Genomic DNA, 15363 nt, shown 5'->3' on the forward strand with positions numbered 1-15363 from the left:
CACTTAATTTAAAAGCATCACAACAACACTCTCTGATGCTTTTACAACACGCCATACACTCAACTCTTTTATAATCTGTATTTTATATGATTCTCACAAAGAATCATTTAGCTGCTATCACCATCATCATCTGGCGGCCTTCGAGTTTTGGCTCAGATTCAATTTTAGCAATTTCACTTGTATCTTCTTTAACCCGCTGAAGAAGCTTTAATCCAAGATCTTGGTGAGCCATTTCACGTCCACGAAAACGCAAAGTGATCTTCACTTTATCACCATTACCAATAAAACGATGAATAGCTTTGAGTTTTACACTATAATCATGAACGTCAACATTTGGGCGCATCTTAATCTCTTTGATTTCGATGACCTTTTGTTTTTTACGTGTCTCTGCAGCTTTTTTTTGGGTTTGATATTTCAATTTTCCCAAATCAATGATCTTACACACTGGTGGTTCTGCATTTGGCACAATTTCAACCAGATCAAGCCCTGCTTCTGCAGCCATAGCAAGCGCCTCTTGTATTGCAACAACGCCTTGATGTTGCCCTTCATCGTTGATAAGTTGAACACGCGGAACGCGAATATCCTGATTTGAACGTGGTCCGTCTTTTTGGGTAGGTGTTATTTTAAACGGTTTGCGAATGGTTTATATTCCTTAATTCTGATTCATCTACAGCGTAATTTAATATACAATTATACACAGAAAAACAACTAGGATTCGTGCTTTTTTCATATTTGATTTATGACTTTGAGATTTGATTTAGAGGATAAAAATTTTTCTTTTATGAGTATGAAGTGTTTTATGGAGAAAAGAAATTATGGATCAGAATATTCCTTGCCAGTTTTTTTCGTTTGAAGGTACCTCTCTTGCGGTACGGCATCGCAAAGGGCGGGGTTCTCCAGGTTTAGTTTGGCTTTCTGGCTATCAGTCTAATATGTTAAGAAGCAAAGCGATGTTGGTTGATGATTTTGCACAGAAGCATGATTTATCTTGTTTGCGTTTTGATTATTCTGGTCATGGAGAATCGGGGGGAGATTTTTTTCAAGGCACGATTTCACGTTGGGTTAAGGAAAGTTTAGCGGTTTTTGAAACCTATTGTGAAGGGCCACAAATAGTGGTTGGTTCTTCCATGGGGGGATGGATTGCCCTAAGACTTGCTATGTTGTTAGCGCAGCAAAAGAAGAGACTTGCTGGTATGATCTTAATTGCTCCAGCTCCTGATTTTACACAAACATTGCTAGAACCAGAATTAGGGACAGAAGAGTGGAAAATTTTGGAAGAAAAAGGCTATGTTGAACGACCTGGGGATGAAGATGATGAAACGATGCCCTTTACAAAAGCATTTATTGAAGATGGAAAAGATAACTGCGTTATGAAAGGATGCATTGATGCTGGTTGTCCGATCCATATTCTCCAAGGGATGGAGGATGATAAAATACCCTATCAACATACATTGAATTTACTAAATCATTTACCTTTACAGGATGTAACATTGACACTTGTTCGTGATGCAGATCATCGATTTTCTCGCCCAAAAGATTTGGAATGCCTTGAGACAGTTTTGAGGTCATTGATTGATAAAATTTCTGAAAATTTTCTCGCAAAAGACGAATGATAAGATGTTTATCAAAAGCAGAAATTTGTTTTTTGATCATGAGTGCTTCTCTATTCTATCATTATTTATGCAAGATTGAAGCACTTTGATGAGAGACATTTAGCCTTTATAAAATACTCCCCCTGAAAGGTTGCGTACAGCTATCACTTAATTTAAAAGCATCACAACAACACTCTCTGATGCTTTTACAACACGCCATACACTCAACTCTTTTATAATCTGTATTTTATATGATTCTCACAAAGAATCATTTAGCTGCTATCACCATCATCATCTGGCGGCCTTCGAGTTTTGGCTCAGATTCAATTTTAGCAATTTCACTTGTATCTTCTTTAACCCGCTGAAGAAGCTTTAATCCAAGATCTTGGTGAGCCATTTCACGTCCACGAAAACGCAAAGTGATCTTCACTTTATCACCATTACCAATAAAACGATGAATAGCTTTGAGTTTTACACTATAATCATGAACGTCAACATTTGGGCGCATCTTAATCTCTTTGATTTCGATGACCTTTTGTTTTTTACGTGTCTCTGCAGCTTTTTTTTGGGTTTGATATTTCAATTTTCCCAAATCAATGATCTTACACACTGGTGGTTCTGCATTTGGCACAATTTCAACCAGATCAAGCCCTGCTTCTGCAGCCATAGCAAGCGCCTCTTGTATTGCAACAACGCCTTGATGTTGCCCTTCATCGTTGATAAGTTGAACACGCGGAACGCGAATATCCTGATTTGAACGTGGTCCGTCTTTTTGGGTAGGTGTTATTTTAAACGGTTTGCGAATGGTTTATATTCCTTAATTCTGATTCATCTACAGCGTAATTTAATATACAATTATACACAGAAAAACAACTAGGATTCGTGCTTTTTTCATATTTGATTTATGACTTTGAGATTTGATTTAGAGGATAAAAATTTTTCTTTTATGAGTATGAAGTGTTTTATGGAGAAAAGAAATTATGGATCAGAATATTCCTTGCCAGTTTTTTTCGTTTGAAGGTACCTCTCTTGCGGTACGGCATCGCAAAGGGCGGGGTTCTCCAGGTTTAGTTTGGCTTTCTGGCTATCAATCCGATATGTTGGTGAGTCACGCGACATTGGTTGATGATTTTGCACAGAAGCATGATTTATCTTGTTTGCGTTTTGATTACTCTGGTCATGGAGAATCGGGGGGAGATTTTTTTCAAGGCACGATTTCACGTTGGGTTAAGGAAAGTTTAGCGGTTTTTGAAACCTATTGTGAAGGTCCACAAATAGTGGTTGGTACTTCTATGGGGGGATGGATTGCCCTAAGACTTGCTATGTTGTTAGCGCAGCAAAAGAAGAGACTTGCTGGTATGATCTTAATTGCTCCAGCTCCTGATTTTACACAAACATTGATAGAACCACAGTTAGGTCCGAAGGAATGGAAAATTTTGGAAGAAAAAGGCTATATTGAACGACCTGTGGATGATAATAATGATGACCCGACGCCCTTTACAAAAGCGTTGATTGAAGATGGGCGAAATAACCGAGTTATGGAAGGGCGTATTGATCTTGGCTGTCCGATCCATATTCTTCAAGGGATGCAGGATAATGATATACCCTATCAACATACATTGAATTTACTAAATCATTTACCTTTACAGGATGTAACATTGACACTTGTTCCTGATGCAGATCACGGATTTTCACGCCCAAAAGATTTGGAATGCTTTGAGACAGCGTTGAGGTCATTGATTGATAAAATCAATATAAGATAGAGATCCAACTTACTGATAATCAAGGGTATAATATATGACTGTTTATGAGCAGCCTTTTATTTTTTCTGATCGCATTGTGCCTATACGGGTACGTGAACATGAACATGCGCGCCGACTTACATTACGTATTGATGCAAGGTGTCAGGAAATTGTTGTAACAACGCCACCAGCGGTGAGTCTCTGTTCGATTCAAGATTTTATTGAAAAGCATCGATCTTGGATTGAGGTACGCCTTACGCGCGTACAAATTACTCACGAAAATTCTTATCTCAAAGAGGGAATAACGATTCCTATATTGGGTGTAGTGCATACCATAAGACATAAAGCAGGGCGTGGGATAACAGAAATCATTACAGGAGATGGCGAAAAAGAGCCTCAAATTATCGTTTATGGTCAATTAGAGCATTTACCAAGACGTGTTGCTGATGTTTTAAAAAAGCAGGCTGCGTGCATTATAACACCATTGGTGGGACATTATGCACATAAAATAGAGCGTAAAGTAAAATCAATTTGTTATAAAGATACGAAAAGTCGTTGGGGTTCTTGTTCAATAAGAGGAAATCTCTCTTTTTCGTGGCGTCTTATTATGGCACCAAAAGAAATTGTTGAATATGTTGTTGCGCATGAGGTTGCTCATCTTGTTGAAATGAATCACGGCCCAAGATTTTGGGCTCTTTGTGAAAAACTTTGTCCCGAAAGTAAAAAACATCGAGCTTGGTTGAAGGAAAATGGTCATAAGTTGCAGGCTATCGATTTTCATTCATATAAGCTAGAAATATGAAAAAACTTGAAGAAGACAATATTCGGCGGAACTTTTTATTGAACAGTTTATTATATATGTGCCTCATGACATGATGAGGAATGCATTGAAGCCTCAGCAATATTGTCTTCCCCTGCTTAGTTTGCTGAGTGTCTTCAATGTTTTTACTTTATCTTTTTTATAATTCAGCTTAATAATATTTCATAATTCTTAAATTGAGATTGGAAGAGCGCTTATGCCTGTCCTTAGAGATTCCGTTCAGCTATTACAGGCACTTATTCGTTGCCCTTCTGTTACGCCTCACGAAGCAGGTGTTTTATCAACTTTGGAACAATTTCTCACAAAGATAGGGTTTCATATTGAGCGTCCTGTTTTTTCAGATAAAAATACAGAAGATGTCGAAAATCTTTATGCCAAGATAGGAAAAGAAGGACCGCATCTTATGTTTGCGGGTCATACGGATGTTGTACCGCCAGGGGCATTGGAACAGTGGACATATCCTCCTTTTGCAGCTGTGATAGATCAAGGGAAATTGTATGGGCGTGGTGCTGTTGATATGAAGGGTGGGATTGCTTGTTTTGTTGCAGCACTTGCTCGAGTTCTTGAGAAAAGATCCATTAAAGGAATGGTAAGTCTTTTGATTACCGGTGACGAAGAGGGACCAGCACTGAATGGTACGGTTAAACTTCTCAAATGGGCGGAACAAAAAGGTGAAAAATGGACTGCCGCTCTTGTAGGTGAACCAACAAGCGTAAAAACGGTTGGTGATATGATAAAAATTGGTCGTCGGGGGTCAATTTCTGGTATTATTACCGTTAAAGGTCGCCAAGGTCATGTTGCTTTTCCGGAGCGGGCAGCCAATCCTTTGCCTTTAGCAAGCCAACTTCTTCAAGCATTAACACAAACGACCTTAGATCAAGGCACAGAAGATTTTCCACCAAGCAATTTAGAATTAACATCCATTGATACAGGGAATTCTGCAGTGAATGTTATTCCAGCACAAGCGACAATTCGCTTTAATATACGTTACAACGATCTTTGGACAAAAGAAATGCTTATGAGGGAAATTGAAAAACGTCTCACCTCAGTACAATCAACAAACAACAGTGATCAATTGCCCTTCTATCAACTTGAATGGATTCCAAGTTTGGGTGATGTTTTTTTGACCAAAAATGATAAACTTATTCATACATTATCCAATGCTATTAAAAGCATAACAGGGCATATACCAGAATGTTCAACTTCTGGGGGAAGTTCGGATGCGCGGTTTATTAAAGATTATTGCCCAGTCGTTGAATTTGGCTTACCAGGTCAGACAATGCATATGGTAGATGAATGTGTAGCTCTCGATGCATTGGAGACTCTCACGGCTGTTTATGAACGTTTCATTGTTGATTTTTTTGCATAATGAAGGAAGCGATTGTTTTTTCAAAAACATTTCTTCAACAAATTGAAAGCTATGAATATGATAGCATAATTGATGTCATGAAAGATAAAAATGATAGGGATTTCAGTTTGCCAATTGGTTGATAACATAATCAAGAAGGATTCGTCCTTTGTCTGTCGCTTTTAAGCGTTGATTTCCTGTCATTTCTACTAGCCCTTGTTGTTGCAAATCGATAAGCTTTTTCATTGGTAAACCCTTGGTATTTAGGGCTTCATAACGTGAAAGATCCAAACCTTCGCAAAGACGCAACCCCATGAGGAGCATCTCATTTGCTTGTTGCTTAAGAGTCAAGAGTTCTGTTTCAATACAACCATGTCCTGTAGTTTCTACCAATTCAAGCCAATGTTCGGGATATTTCTCATTGATTGTCACATAACGTTCACGGTTTTCAATTTGAGAGACAGATGCTTTTGAAGAAGTAGGACAATGATTTACTGAGGATTCGATAAAGCGTCCATGGGCTCCTGGACCAAAGCCTGCATATTCATGATAACGCCAATAGAGAAGGTTATGAGCTGATTCGGCACCAGGGGTTGCATGATTTGAAATCTCATAGGCTGGTAGCCCATGCCGCGTAGTTATTTCTTGGGTAAGATGATACAGGTCTGCTGCGAGTTCTGATGGGGGAAGGATAAGCCTTCCTACGTCATGAAGTCGTTTAAAAGCCGTTCCCTCTTCGATAGTTAATTGGTAAAGAGAAAGATGATCTGCTGCAAAATCCAGTGCTTGAAAAAGTTCACATTTCCATTGTTCAAGGGTTTGTTCTGGGCGAGCATAAATGAGATCAAAGGATAAACGTGGAAAGATTTCCCGCGCTAGAGCAATAGCGTGAAGGGCTTGTTTTACATCATGGAGTCTGCCAAGTTTTCTCAGTGCGTGATCATTGAGTGCTTGTACACCTAAGGACAAGCGGTTAACGCCTGCTGCGCGATATCCGCGAAAGCGTTCTGCTTCCACACTTGATGGATTAGCTTCCAGTGTAATTTCAACTTTATCATCAATTGTCCATTTTCTAGCAAGAGCTTGCAATAAGGCATCAACAGTTTGAGGCGTCATAAGAGAGGGCGTTCCTCCACCAATAAAAATGCTGGTAATATGACGTGGACCTATTTTATGATATTGTGTTTCTATTTCACGTTCAAAGGCGGTTACAAAACGTGGCTGATCAACACCATGCACACGAACATGGGAATTAAAGTCACAATAGGGACATTTTGCAGCGCAAAAGGGCCAGTGAATGTAAATGCCAAAGAATGCTTCATTCATGAGAGTGTTAAAAGGTTTTCAGCTAAAAGTTTGAAAGCACGTGCACGATGTGAGAGTGGGGGTGTTTTATCATGGAGTTTCCAGCCATGTTTTTGCTCCGTTGACATTTCTCCAAAGGTATTTTCATATCCATCTGGTAAAAAAATGGGATCAAAACCAAAACCTTTATCTCCTCGTGGAGGCCAAATAAATGTTCCTTCAACGCATCCACGAAAATAATCGGTATGAGCATCGGGCCATGCAATGCAAATAACGGATATAAAACGGCATTTTCGTTGGCTTTTTTCATACGCTCCGTTTTTTTGTAGTTCATCTTCTATTTTTTGCATAGCCTTTGAAAAGTCACGTGTGCCATCAGGTTGTAGGGCAAGATCAGCTGTATAAACACCCGGAGCGCCATTTAATGCGTCCACTTCGAGACCTGAATCATCTGAAAGGGCTGGAAGTCCTGTATTTTTTGCTGCTGCAAAGGCTTTTATATAGGCATTTTCTTCAAATGTTGTTCCTGTTTCTTTTGGTTCTGGCAATCCAAGTTCTTTTGCGGATTGTATTGTCAATCCGAAAGGCGCAAACAGTGTAGTAATTTCATGCAATTTACCGGTGTTATGTGTAGCAATAACGAGTTTTTCGGCTGCTATGCTTCTCATAGGCATTTCTCCAGAAGTGAAAAGGGGACTATTTTGTGCTAAAATTAATTGGAATGCTTAATATATACAAATTATGCCAGATTTTATACAATGTTCTCTTTTTTGCAAATTTATGAATATTTAGCCACATGAAATCTTTCATATTTTGTACTAACAGTGATTGTCTTGAAAAGACATAAAGACGGTCTTTTTTTGATGATGGCATTTTTTATAATAAATATATGCTATGCTTTCACTGCTTTAGTCTATTTGACCAAACTTTGGCAAAACTTATATAAGAGAGAGAAGTGTTTTAAAGTAGTGAAACAAGCGTGATGAAACACAAACCTATTGATGATGAACTAAAATATCTTGATGAGCGTTCGCGAGATATCTTTCGCCATATTGTGGAAGCTTATCTTAATGATGGTGAACCTGTAGGATCACGAAATCTTTCAAAGCTTTTGCGACAGACGTTATCACCAGCAACGATTCGCAATGTGATGAGTGATCTTGAACATCTTGGTTTAATTTATGCACCTCACGTATCTGCAGGTCGGATGCCAACACAATCGGGATTGCGATTTTTTGTTGATGCATTTATGGAAGCGGGTGATTTGCCAAACGAAGAGCGTGAAAGCATTGAAGCTCAAGTTAAAGAAGCCGGTCATGCACAATCGGTTGAACATTTTCTCGTTCAAGCAAGTCGCGTTCTTTCAGATCTTTCTCGTGGTGCAGGGCTTGTTCTGGCAACAAAGTATGAAGGTACATTAAAGCATATTGAATTTGTGCGCCTTGATGGGGAGCACGCTCTTGCTGTTTTAGTAACACAACAAGGAGAGGTAGAAAATCGTATTGTTCATTTACCAGAAGGGGTTACCCATGCGCAATTGACAGAAGCAACAAATTTTCTTAATGCCCATATTCATGGGCGCACATTGAGTGAAGCAAAAGAAGAAATAGCACGTTTATGTGCAGAAACACGGGCTGCGCTTGATCATTTATCCCATCATCTTGTTGAAACGGGATTAGCACTCCTGGGAGGAGAAGATGCTGATCATAAAATACACCTTATTGTTCGTGGGCGCAGTAATTTGCTTGAAGATGTGAAAGCAGAAGAAGATTTAGAGCGGTTACGGCATTTATTTGATGATCTTGAAACACGTGAAAGTATGGCACAGCTTCTCGATTTAACCGATGAAGGTTCGGGAGTTCGTATCTTTATTGGTTCGGAAAATAAGTTGTTTTCGCTTTCTGGTTCTTCTTTAGTCGTCGCACCTTATCGTGATTCAAAACAAAGGGTGATTGGCGCTTTAGGAGTGATTGGACCCACACGGCTGAATTATGCAAGAATTGTACCTATGGTTGATTATACAGCACAACTTGTATCGCAACTGTTGCGTTAAAATAACCAAGTGAATATTTATACTATAGACGTTCATTGTATTAAGATACGTAAATACCCCTTGATTTTTGTCTGCAAAATTTCGATATCGAGAATAACAAATCTTATGAAGGAATGGAATTTTTATGTCTGACGAAAAAAACAAGTTTACTGACGCTTCATTTGAAAATTGCGATTTGAAAAATCCGGCTGATCGCGATGCGCTTAAAAAAGCAGCGGATGAATTTTTAAAAACGCGTGAAGCAGAGGCTCGTGCAGAGGTTGAAGAGGAAAAAGATGAAGTTGTCGATCCTCTGATTGCCTTACAGGACGAAAATAAAGAACTGAAAGATCAGCTTTTACGTCTTGCTGCAGATATGGAAAATCTTCGGCGTCGTACTGCGCGTGATGTGGCGGATGCAAGAGCCTATTCAATTGCTAATTTTGCACGTGACATGTTATCTGTTTCTGATAACCTCAATCGTGCTTTGGAGGCTATTCCAGAAGGAGCAAAGGAGAATGATGCTGGTTTGAAAACATTAGCTGAGGGTGTAGAAATGACTGAACGTGCAATGATAGCAGCGTTAGAACGCCATGGAGTGCAGAAAATTCATCCAGAAGGACAGAAGTTTGATCCTCACTTTCATCAAGCGATGTTTGAAATCCCTAATTCCGATGTACCAGATAATACCGTTCAACAAGTTGTTCAAGCAGGTTATATTATCGGTGACCGTGTCCTGCGTCCGGCTATAGTTGGTGTCGCCAAAGGAGGGATGAAAGAGCCTTCTGTTGAAACTGATTCAGCTTAAAATATATCGGTAATAATGCCTTTGGCGTAAAATAAAGTATTGTATATAACCGTCACACTTCCGTGAAGTATTGTGTCAAAGGAGGTTCTAAAGGGTGGTAAAAACACCCTTTTACTCTTGAAGTGCCCAACTTCCTTTTACAATATATGGGGCATCGCTTGTGGGAGATGACGATAACAATAAAACAAAATGATCAACCTCAAAAGGATGAAATGAAAAATTACCTCGAGAAGACAGATAAGAAGGAAGATCTTCAGGTTTAATATCAAACAGTCGCGCAACGGTAATATGCGGAATAAATTGTTTTTCATCAGTTGTTAAGATTAAGTTGTTGCGAATAGTTTGCATCTTTTCGTGTAAGAGGTTGAGAGTTTCACAAGGCTCAATGCGAACAACAAGAGAATGTGGAGCATTTTCTGAACCAAAAACATCAAAACCCTTTATTTGTAACACAAAAGGAGGGAGTTTTATTGTGTCAAAGGCGCGCATAAGTTCAGCTGCTACAGCGTTTTCAACTTCACCAAAAAAAGATAATGTGGCATGAAAGTTTTGTGGATTAATCCACTGCGCGTTCGGTAAACCATTTTGCAGCGATATGAGTGCTTGTGTTGTTTGCTGAGGAATTTGAATGGCACTAAATAGACGGGACATGGGATCTCTTTATAGTAAAAAGGCGCTACCGCAAAAGCGATAGCGGGTAATAAAGGTGGAGTGCACCATTAAGGATAAGACAATTGTGCGGAAAAAGAATGTCTAAAAGATATTTTCTATAATGATAAGTTGAATTCATAAAACTTACTTCATTTAAGAGAATGATTATAATAATAAAAACTCTATTTACGGATGTCTTACGGCCAAAATATGCAGTAGAAGGATTCTTTATGTTTTCATTTCACGACGGTGTTCGTGAATGGTATAGCGTTATATCCATTATGCACCACCATCTTTACGCTTATGAAAGAGCGAATCAAGCACTATCATTGTATTTTCCAGCCCCCAATATTATAATAGCTCTTGGCACCTGAGAGCATTCATAAGAGTCATTTTATTCCTTTTTTATAAGAGTTTTTATCTACACGCCGATCTACTTGTGCTGTCAAGGAAATGATTTTAATTGATTAATATGAAAGGATTTCAGATGAGGGAATCTTATGATATTCGGGTTTCTCATTCCATATAAAAACTGCGAAGTTATTATTATAATCAATGTGGTATCATTTTAAAACACCACAAATCGAGCCAGATAAGGAAAGTTAGTAAATTTCAACTGTGACGATCATTTTTATATTGTTAATGTAGCTTTAAAGTTTAGCATATCCAGTAAAGGGTGAATATTTCTCTTTCTGTAGATATTTCATCATGCATGTTAGGTATGAGAATAGCTATAAACAACAAACATTTAAATTGATCGAATAGAGTTTGAAACGAAAGCAAACACAATATATTGTGCACAACATAATTGTTAGCAAACATTCACACCTCCGATAATCATAATGCCAATCGATGATGCAAGTTACCGGTCCTTTTAAGAGAAAAATAGGTAAACCAATCAAAATAATAAATGACGAGAAGAGGAGTGATCATACATATTTTGGGGATAATAAATTTCTAATTCTCTTCTCCAAATTTATTATTAATGAGTCTTTCAAGCGCATCGAGAGCATCAGTTGCTTCTGGTCCCCAAACGCGAATGGTAAGGTTACAACCAGAGGAAGCAGCGAGCATCATAAGCCCCATAATCGATGAACCGCCAACGATTTTGCCATCTTTTTCAACTTCAACGCTAGCATTAAAATTGTCAACAGTTTGAACGAACTTTGCAGAAGCACGTGCATGTAACCCACGTTTATTACAGATATTGAAATGACGACTGAGTTTAGAGGGGAGAGGGTCTTTGGAAAGCATTAGAGTTTAATTATCCGCTATAAAATTATACTGGTACATTAATATATTTACGTCCTGCTTCTTGTGCTATTCTTAAAGCTTCTGATAATGAAATATCAGGGCATTGGCGAATAGAAATGAGTTTAATGAGCATAGGTAGATTAACACCCGCAATCATTTCAACACGTCCTTTTTCAATAGCAGGAATAGCCATATTTGCTGGCGTTCCACCGAACACGTCTGTTAATATGATTACGCCATGGTTTGTATCTGTAGAGGAAACAGCGGCTATAATATCGCCTCGGCGCTGATCAATATCATCATCGGGATAGACACATATTGTTGCGAATTTTTCTTGTGTTCCAACAACATGTTCTACAGCATGTAGAAATTCGACAGCCAGCTCACCGTGCGTTACAAGCACGAGTCCAATCATTTACACAAACTCCTGTTAACTAAAGATCCAACTATATGGATGAGAAACATATTTTACAAAGCTTTATTCTGCTGCCAAGAAAAATTTGCAAAAAAAAGGCAAAAAATGTGATTTTTTTATATTTAGAAAAAAATTAGACAGATTTGCGCCACACTTTCCTAAAAAAGAATGCCTCAATAGCTTGACAAATGGCTGTACAATCAGCTTCATGAAGACTCGGGAGTTTTAAAAGGGGAATGTGTAAATCTGCAAATTGAAAAGTTTGATTTGTGGAAAAGCGTTCATATTCAGGGCCAAGAAGAATAACGCAATCAATCGTTGTTTGGTTTTCAAACTCTACCATATAGAGACCAACACCGCGAATCTCAATACCGCCCTGCAAGCCTTCTGGAGTGTATCCGTGAAGTTTTCCATTTTCCACACGCAGCATAGTATAATCATCACTGATAAGTTTTGCTTTGCGTTTTGACCATTCAGCACGGTCGAGCAGAGAAAGGGTAAGAGTTGATTTTCCTGATCCCGATGGACCTATAATTAAAAGTCCCTTTCCTCCTAGTTGAAGGCAATTTGCGTGGAGTATTTCACTTTTTGTTGTCATGCCTTTTTCTTTGGATAAAAATTTATTTAGCAAGGGGAAGTATAATAATAAAACGTGCACCAGTTTTACTATTTCCAAGTTTGGGGTCAACAATATTTTCGGCTGTAATTGTTCCATTATGCGCCTCGATGATTTGTCGACTAATAGAAAGGCCAAGTCCTGAATTTTGACCAAAACTATCTTCATTGGGGCGGTCAGTATAGAAGCGTTCAAAGATGCGTTCAATATTTTCTGAACGAATACCGGGGCCATTATCTTCAATGGTTAAAATAAGAGTTGAAGCATGACTTTTCATAGTTATAGAAATTTTACCGCTATCATGGGGAATAAAGGAACGCGCATTTTCAATAAGATTAGAAATGACTTGTCCCAAACGCAGTTCATGTCCCAACACAAGATAGGCTTTTCCATGAGGACGTGGGATAATATTAAGACTTATATCAATGGTTTGCCTATTACGGTATACTTCTTGAACAGCATGAACAAGACTTTCCAAAAGTGGCGTCATATCAACGATCTGTGCGGTTTCACGAGCAAGTTCTGCATCGAGCCTAGAGGCATCAGAAATATCAGTAATCAAACGATCAAGACGACGTACATCATGTTGAATAATTTCAAATAATTGTTCCTGAGCTTCTTCATTTTTAGCCAGAGGGAGTGTTTCAACAGCACTGCGTAGTGAAGTGAGAGGATTTTTTAATTCGTGACTCACGTCAGCAGCAAAGCGTTCAATGGCTTCAATACGCATGTAAAGAGCATTGGTCATATCACGAATAGAGGTTGAAAGGTGACCAATTTCATCTTCACGCATTGAAAAGTCAGGAATTTCTACACGCTTATTATTACCATTGCGCACACGATTGGCAGAAGCAGATAATTTGCTTAAGGGATGTGCAATCGTATGGGCTAAAAAAAGAGAAAGGACCAAAAGCACACTGCCTACCACAGCAAAGACTTTAAAAATAACCAGTCTTTCGCCTTTTACAATGTTGTCAATATCTGAACCGGTTGTTGAAAGAAGAAGCGCTCCCACCACTGCACGATAGCGTTGCACAGGAACAGCGACAGAAACAATGAGTTGACCTTGTCTGTTACGTCGTTTAGCAGTAGCAAGAGACCCGTTTAATGCTCGGTACACTTCAGGGTAAGCAATGCCACTGTTTCTTGCCTGCTCTCTATCAAGAGTGATAGTACTGCCGTAAAATGTGTTTGAAAACCATGAAATGAAGCGTTCCCACATGTTTTGTTCAGTTTTTAGTGGGGGTAAATTATAGCTAAAAACTTCACCACTAGAATAAAGAACGCGCGAGTCAAGAAGTAAAGTCGCATCACGATCATAGATCCGTGCTCTTGTTGTTTTTGGTGTGATGAGGCGTCGTAAAAGAGGGGCGACTTGTTCAGGATTAATGGGAAAGTCCCAGGAATCGGTTGATTGAGGTGCAGGTGTAATACTTTCTCCGGTCTGTAATTCTAAAAGTTTTTGAGGATCAATAAGAATAGAATTGGGATCTACTGTTGCAGAGGCGGCAATGGCTCCAGCGATAATTTTTCCTTGGATGCACAAACTTTTAATTTTCGCTTCAATTAAACCATCGCGAAATTGATTAAGATACAAAATTCCTGTAACAAGAACGGCAAGGGCAGCAATATTTAAGATGACAATACGGCGTGTAAGACTGGAAAAAAGCAATTGTCTAAGAAGATGTCTCACCCTAAGGTGCAAACAAGTAAACATAGAAAATGGCGTCGATAGAATGCCATTTGGTGTTGTTTTTTGCAGAGTTTCCAGTTGAGTATCTTTTGTCATCGATTTGATCGCCGTTCAAACTTTTGCGACAAAATAGTTTTATACCTCGTGAAAACGATAGCCTACACCATAAAGTGTTTCAATCATTGCAAAATCATCATCCACTTGTTTAAACTTTTTACGCAGACGTTTAATGTGACTATCAATGGTGCGGTCATCTACATAGACTTGATCACTATAAGCAGCATCCATCAAAGCATCACGACTTTTTACGACTCCAGGTCTTTGCGCTAAGGTTTGTAGAATCAAAAATTCTGTAACGGTTAAGATAACAGGTTTATCTTTCCATGTACAGGTGTGGCGCTCTTGATCCATCACCAAATCCCCACGCTTGAGAGAAGAGGTCGGAGAAGTTCCTGTTGTAAGTGGTTGGTTGCGGGCATTGGAACGACGCAAAATAGCTTTTACGCGCTCAATAAGAAGGCGTTGAGAGAAAGGTTTGGTAATAAAATCATCCGCTCCCATTTTAAGACCAAATAATTCATCAATTTCGTCATCCTTAGAGGTAAGAAAAATAACAGGAATATCAGATTTTTGACGCAATCGACGCAAAAGTTCCATCCCATCCATTCGGGGCATTTTAATATCAAAAATAGCTAAATGTGGAGGATGGAGTGTTAGACCTTTGAGTGCAGATGCTCCATCTGTATAGCTTTCAACCCGATAGCCTTCTGTCTCAAGCGCAAAAGATAAAGATGTCAAAATATTGCGATCATCATCAACAAGTACGATCGTTTGCGTGATTGTTGGTGTATCTTTCATGGCTTCTTAGACCTTTCTATTGCTGTGGTAGCAAACTATCCACATTATTTATATGGGAGTTCACATTTTTTTTGCAAAACAAATGTGGTACAAATTGTAGCAAAGTAAACTTCTTTTCATTCTTACGGTAAAAGCTTGTTTTATCTTTGTAATTTTATAATGCTGTTGCGTGCGTAAAGATCCCTTCGTTTGAGAGAAAATCTAAAAAAAATATGTTTTTTATCAAGGT

The 15363-nt window shown here is 38.7% G+C and carries 16 protein-coding genes; 6 read left to right on the forward strand and 10 right to left on the reverse strand.

Features of this window, described 5'->3' with window-relative positions; all coding sequences use genetic code 11:
* Window positions 1–103 precede the first annotated feature (103 nt).
* Entirely contained in the window at window positions 104–622 is a 519-nt protein-coding gene (gene infC, locus PVV68_RS02645) for a translation initiation factor IF-3 (RefSeq protein ID WP_273720309.1), read from the reverse strand.
* 193 nt (window positions 623–815) lie between these two features.
* Here infC (PVV68_RS02645) and PVV68_RS02650 point away from each other — a divergent pair, with 193 nt between their 5' ends.
* Window positions 816–1613, forward strand: a complete 798-nt coding sequence (locus PVV68_RS02650) for a carboxylesterase (RefSeq protein WP_273720289.1) — start codon at window positions 816–818, stop codon at window positions 1611–1613.
* Between the two features lie 247 nt (window positions 1614–1860).
* On the opposite strand, the gene infC (PVV68_RS02655) is transcribed toward PVV68_RS02650, so the two are convergent.
* Complete coding sequence (gene infC / locus PVV68_RS02655) at window positions 1861–2379, reverse strand: translation initiation factor IF-3 (protein WP_273720309.1); 519 nt, start codon at window positions 2377–2379, stop codon at window positions 1861–1863.
* A gap of 193 nt (window positions 2380–2572) precedes the next feature.
* Between infC (PVV68_RS02655) and PVV68_RS02660 the strand changes: the two genes are divergently transcribed.
* The 3 genes from PVV68_RS02660 (at window position 2573) to dapE (ending at window position 5523) form a co-directional block, all read left to right on the forward strand.
* The gene (locus PVV68_RS02660; RefSeq protein WP_273720287.1) at window positions 2573–3355 is read left to right on the forward strand and encodes a carboxylesterase; all 783 of its coding nucleotides are present in this window, start codon (window positions 2573–2575) and stop codon (window positions 3353–3355) included.
* Window positions 3356–3389: 34 nt separating this feature from the next.
* Window positions 3390–4136: a M48 family metallopeptidase gene (locus PVV68_RS02665; RefSeq protein ID WP_273720285.1), complete on the forward strand. Its 747-nt coding sequence runs from the start codon at window positions 3390–3392 to the stop codon at window positions 4134–4136.
* A 214-nt stretch (window positions 4137–4350) separates the two neighbouring features.
* On the forward strand, window positions 4351–5523 hold the full coding sequence (dapE, locus tag PVV68_RS02670) for a succinyl-diaminopimelate desuccinylase (protein ID WP_273720284.1): 1173 nt from the start codon (window positions 4351–4353) through the stop codon (window positions 5521–5523).
* Window positions 5524–5625: 102 nt separating this feature from the next.
* On the opposite strand, the gene hemW is transcribed toward dapE, so the two are convergent.
* Both hemW and rdgB read right to left on the reverse strand, forming a co-directional pair.
* Window positions 5626–6828 carry a radical SAM family heme chaperone HemW gene (gene hemW / locus PVV68_RS02675; protein ID WP_273720282.1) on the reverse strand — a complete coding sequence of 401 codons (1203 nt, stop codon included), beginning with the start codon at window positions 6826–6828 and terminating at the stop codon, window positions 5626–5628.
* The gene (gene rdgB / locus PVV68_RS02680; protein ID WP_273720280.1) at window positions 6825–7475 is read right to left on the reverse strand and encodes an RdgB/HAM1 family non-canonical purine NTP pyrophosphatase; all 651 of its coding nucleotides are present in this window, start codon (window positions 7473–7475) and stop codon (window positions 6825–6827) included. The genes hemW and rdgB overlap by 4 nt, the downstream gene beginning before the upstream one ends.
* Window positions 7476–7789: 314 nt before the next feature.
* Between rdgB and hrcA the strand changes: the two genes are divergently transcribed.
* Window positions 7790–8860, forward strand: coding sequence for a heat-inducible transcriptional repressor HrcA (gene hrcA / locus PVV68_RS02685; protein ID WP_273720307.1), 1071 nt, complete (start codon window positions 7790–7792; stop codon window positions 8858–8860).
* 124 nt (window positions 8861–8984) lie between these two features.
* Complete coding sequence (gene grpE, locus PVV68_RS02690) at window positions 8985–9647, forward strand: nucleotide exchange factor GrpE (RefSeq protein ID WP_273720279.1); 663 nt, start codon at window positions 8985–8987, stop codon at window positions 9645–9647.
* A gap of 111 nt (window positions 9648–9758) precedes the next feature.
* Here the strand turns inward: grpE and thpR are convergent, their stop codons facing one another.
* The 6 genes from thpR to PVV68_RS02720 all read right to left on the reverse strand — a co-directional run bounded on the left by thpR (window position 9759) and on the right by PVV68_RS02720 (window position 15134).
* Complete coding sequence (gene thpR / locus PVV68_RS02695; RefSeq protein WP_273720277.1) at window positions 9759–10298, reverse strand: RNA 2',3'-cyclic phosphodiesterase; 540 nt, start codon at window positions 10296–10298, stop codon at window positions 9759–9761.
* A gap of 957 nt (window positions 10299–11255) precedes the next feature.
* Complete coding sequence (locus PVV68_RS02700) at window positions 11256–11552, reverse strand: HPr family phosphocarrier protein (RefSeq protein WP_273720275.1); 297 nt, start codon at window positions 11550–11552, stop codon at window positions 11256–11258.
* 25 nt (window positions 11553–11577) lie between these two features.
* On the reverse strand, window positions 11578–11967 hold the full coding sequence (locus tag PVV68_RS02705; protein ID WP_273720274.1) for a PTS sugar transporter subunit IIA: 390 nt from the start codon (window positions 11965–11967) through the stop codon (window positions 11578–11580).
* A 133-nt stretch (window positions 11968–12100) separates the two neighbouring features.
* Window positions 12101–12565, reverse strand: a complete 465-nt coding sequence (locus PVV68_RS02710; protein WP_273720272.1) for an HPr kinase/phosphatase C-terminal domain-containing protein — start codon at window positions 12563–12565, stop codon at window positions 12101–12103.
* Between the two features lie 22 nt (window positions 12566–12587).
* Entirely contained in the window at window positions 12588–14372 is a 1785-nt protein-coding gene (locus PVV68_RS02715) for a sensor histidine kinase (RefSeq protein WP_273720271.1), read from the reverse strand.
* 39 nt (window positions 14373–14411) lie between these two features.
* On the reverse strand, window positions 14412–15134 hold the full coding sequence (locus PVV68_RS02720) for a response regulator transcription factor (RefSeq protein WP_208441257.1): 723 nt from the start codon (window positions 15132–15134) through the stop codon (window positions 14412–14414).
* Between the last annotated feature and the right edge of the window lie 229 nt (window positions 15135–15363).

Origin of the sequence: Bartonella sp. ML69XJBT (genome assembly GCF_028618515.1) — a bacterium.
GTDB lineage: Bacteria > Pseudomonadota > Alphaproteobacteria > Rhizobiales > Rhizobiaceae > Bartonella.

Bases quoted from the DNA above. Each gene is read 5' to 3' on its own strand.
- PVV68_RS02650 (WP_273720289.1), top strand. From the start codon at position 816: ATGGATCAGAATATTCCTTGCCAGTTTTTTTCGTTTGAAGGTACCTCT.
- PVV68_RS02660 (WP_273720287.1), top strand. From the start codon at position 2,573: ATGGATCAGAATATTCCTTGCCAGTTTTTTTCGTTTGAAGGTACCTCT.
- PVV68_RS02665 (WP_273720285.1), top strand. From the start codon at position 3,390: ATGACTGTTTATGAGCAGCCTTTTATTTTTTCTGATCGCATTGTGCCT.
- dapE (WP_273720284.1), top strand. From the start codon at position 4,351: ATGCCTGTCCTTAGAGATTCCGTTCAGCTATTACAGGCACTTATTCGT.
- hemW (WP_273720282.1), bottom strand. From the start codon at position 6,828: ATGAATGAAGCATTCTTTGGCATTTACATTCACTGGCCCTTTTGCGCT.
- rdgB (WP_273720280.1), bottom strand. From the start codon at position 7,475: ATGAGAAGCATAGCAGCCGAAAAACTCGTTATTGCTACACATAACACC.
- hrcA (WP_273720307.1), top strand. From the start codon at position 7,790: ATGAAACACAAACCTATTGATGATGAACTAAAATATCTTGATGAGCGT.
- grpE (WP_273720279.1), top strand. From the start codon at position 8,985: ATGTCTGACGAAAAAAACAAGTTTACTGACGCTTCATTTGAAAATTGC.
- thpR (WP_273720277.1), bottom strand. From the start codon at position 10,298: ATGTCCCGTCTATTTAGTGCCATTCAAATTCCTCAGCAAACAACACAA.
- PVV68_RS02700 (WP_273720275.1), bottom strand. From the start codon at position 11,552: ATGCTTTCCAAAGACCCTCTCCCCTCTAAACTCAGTCGTCATTTCAAT.
- PVV68_RS02705 (WP_273720274.1), bottom strand. From the start codon at position 11,967: ATGATTGGACTCGTGCTTGTAACGCACGGTGAGCTGGCTGTCGAATTT.
- PVV68_RS02710 (WP_273720272.1), bottom strand. From the start codon at position 12,565: ATGACAACAAAAAGTGAAATACTCCACGCAAATTGCCTTCAACTAGGA.
- PVV68_RS02715 (WP_273720271.1), bottom strand. From the start codon at position 14,372: ATGACAAAAGATACTCAACTGGAAACTCTGCAAAAAACAACACCAAAT.
- PVV68_RS02720 (WP_208441257.1), bottom strand. From the start codon at position 15,134: ATGAAAGATACACCAACAATCACGCAAACGATCGTACTTGTTGATGAT.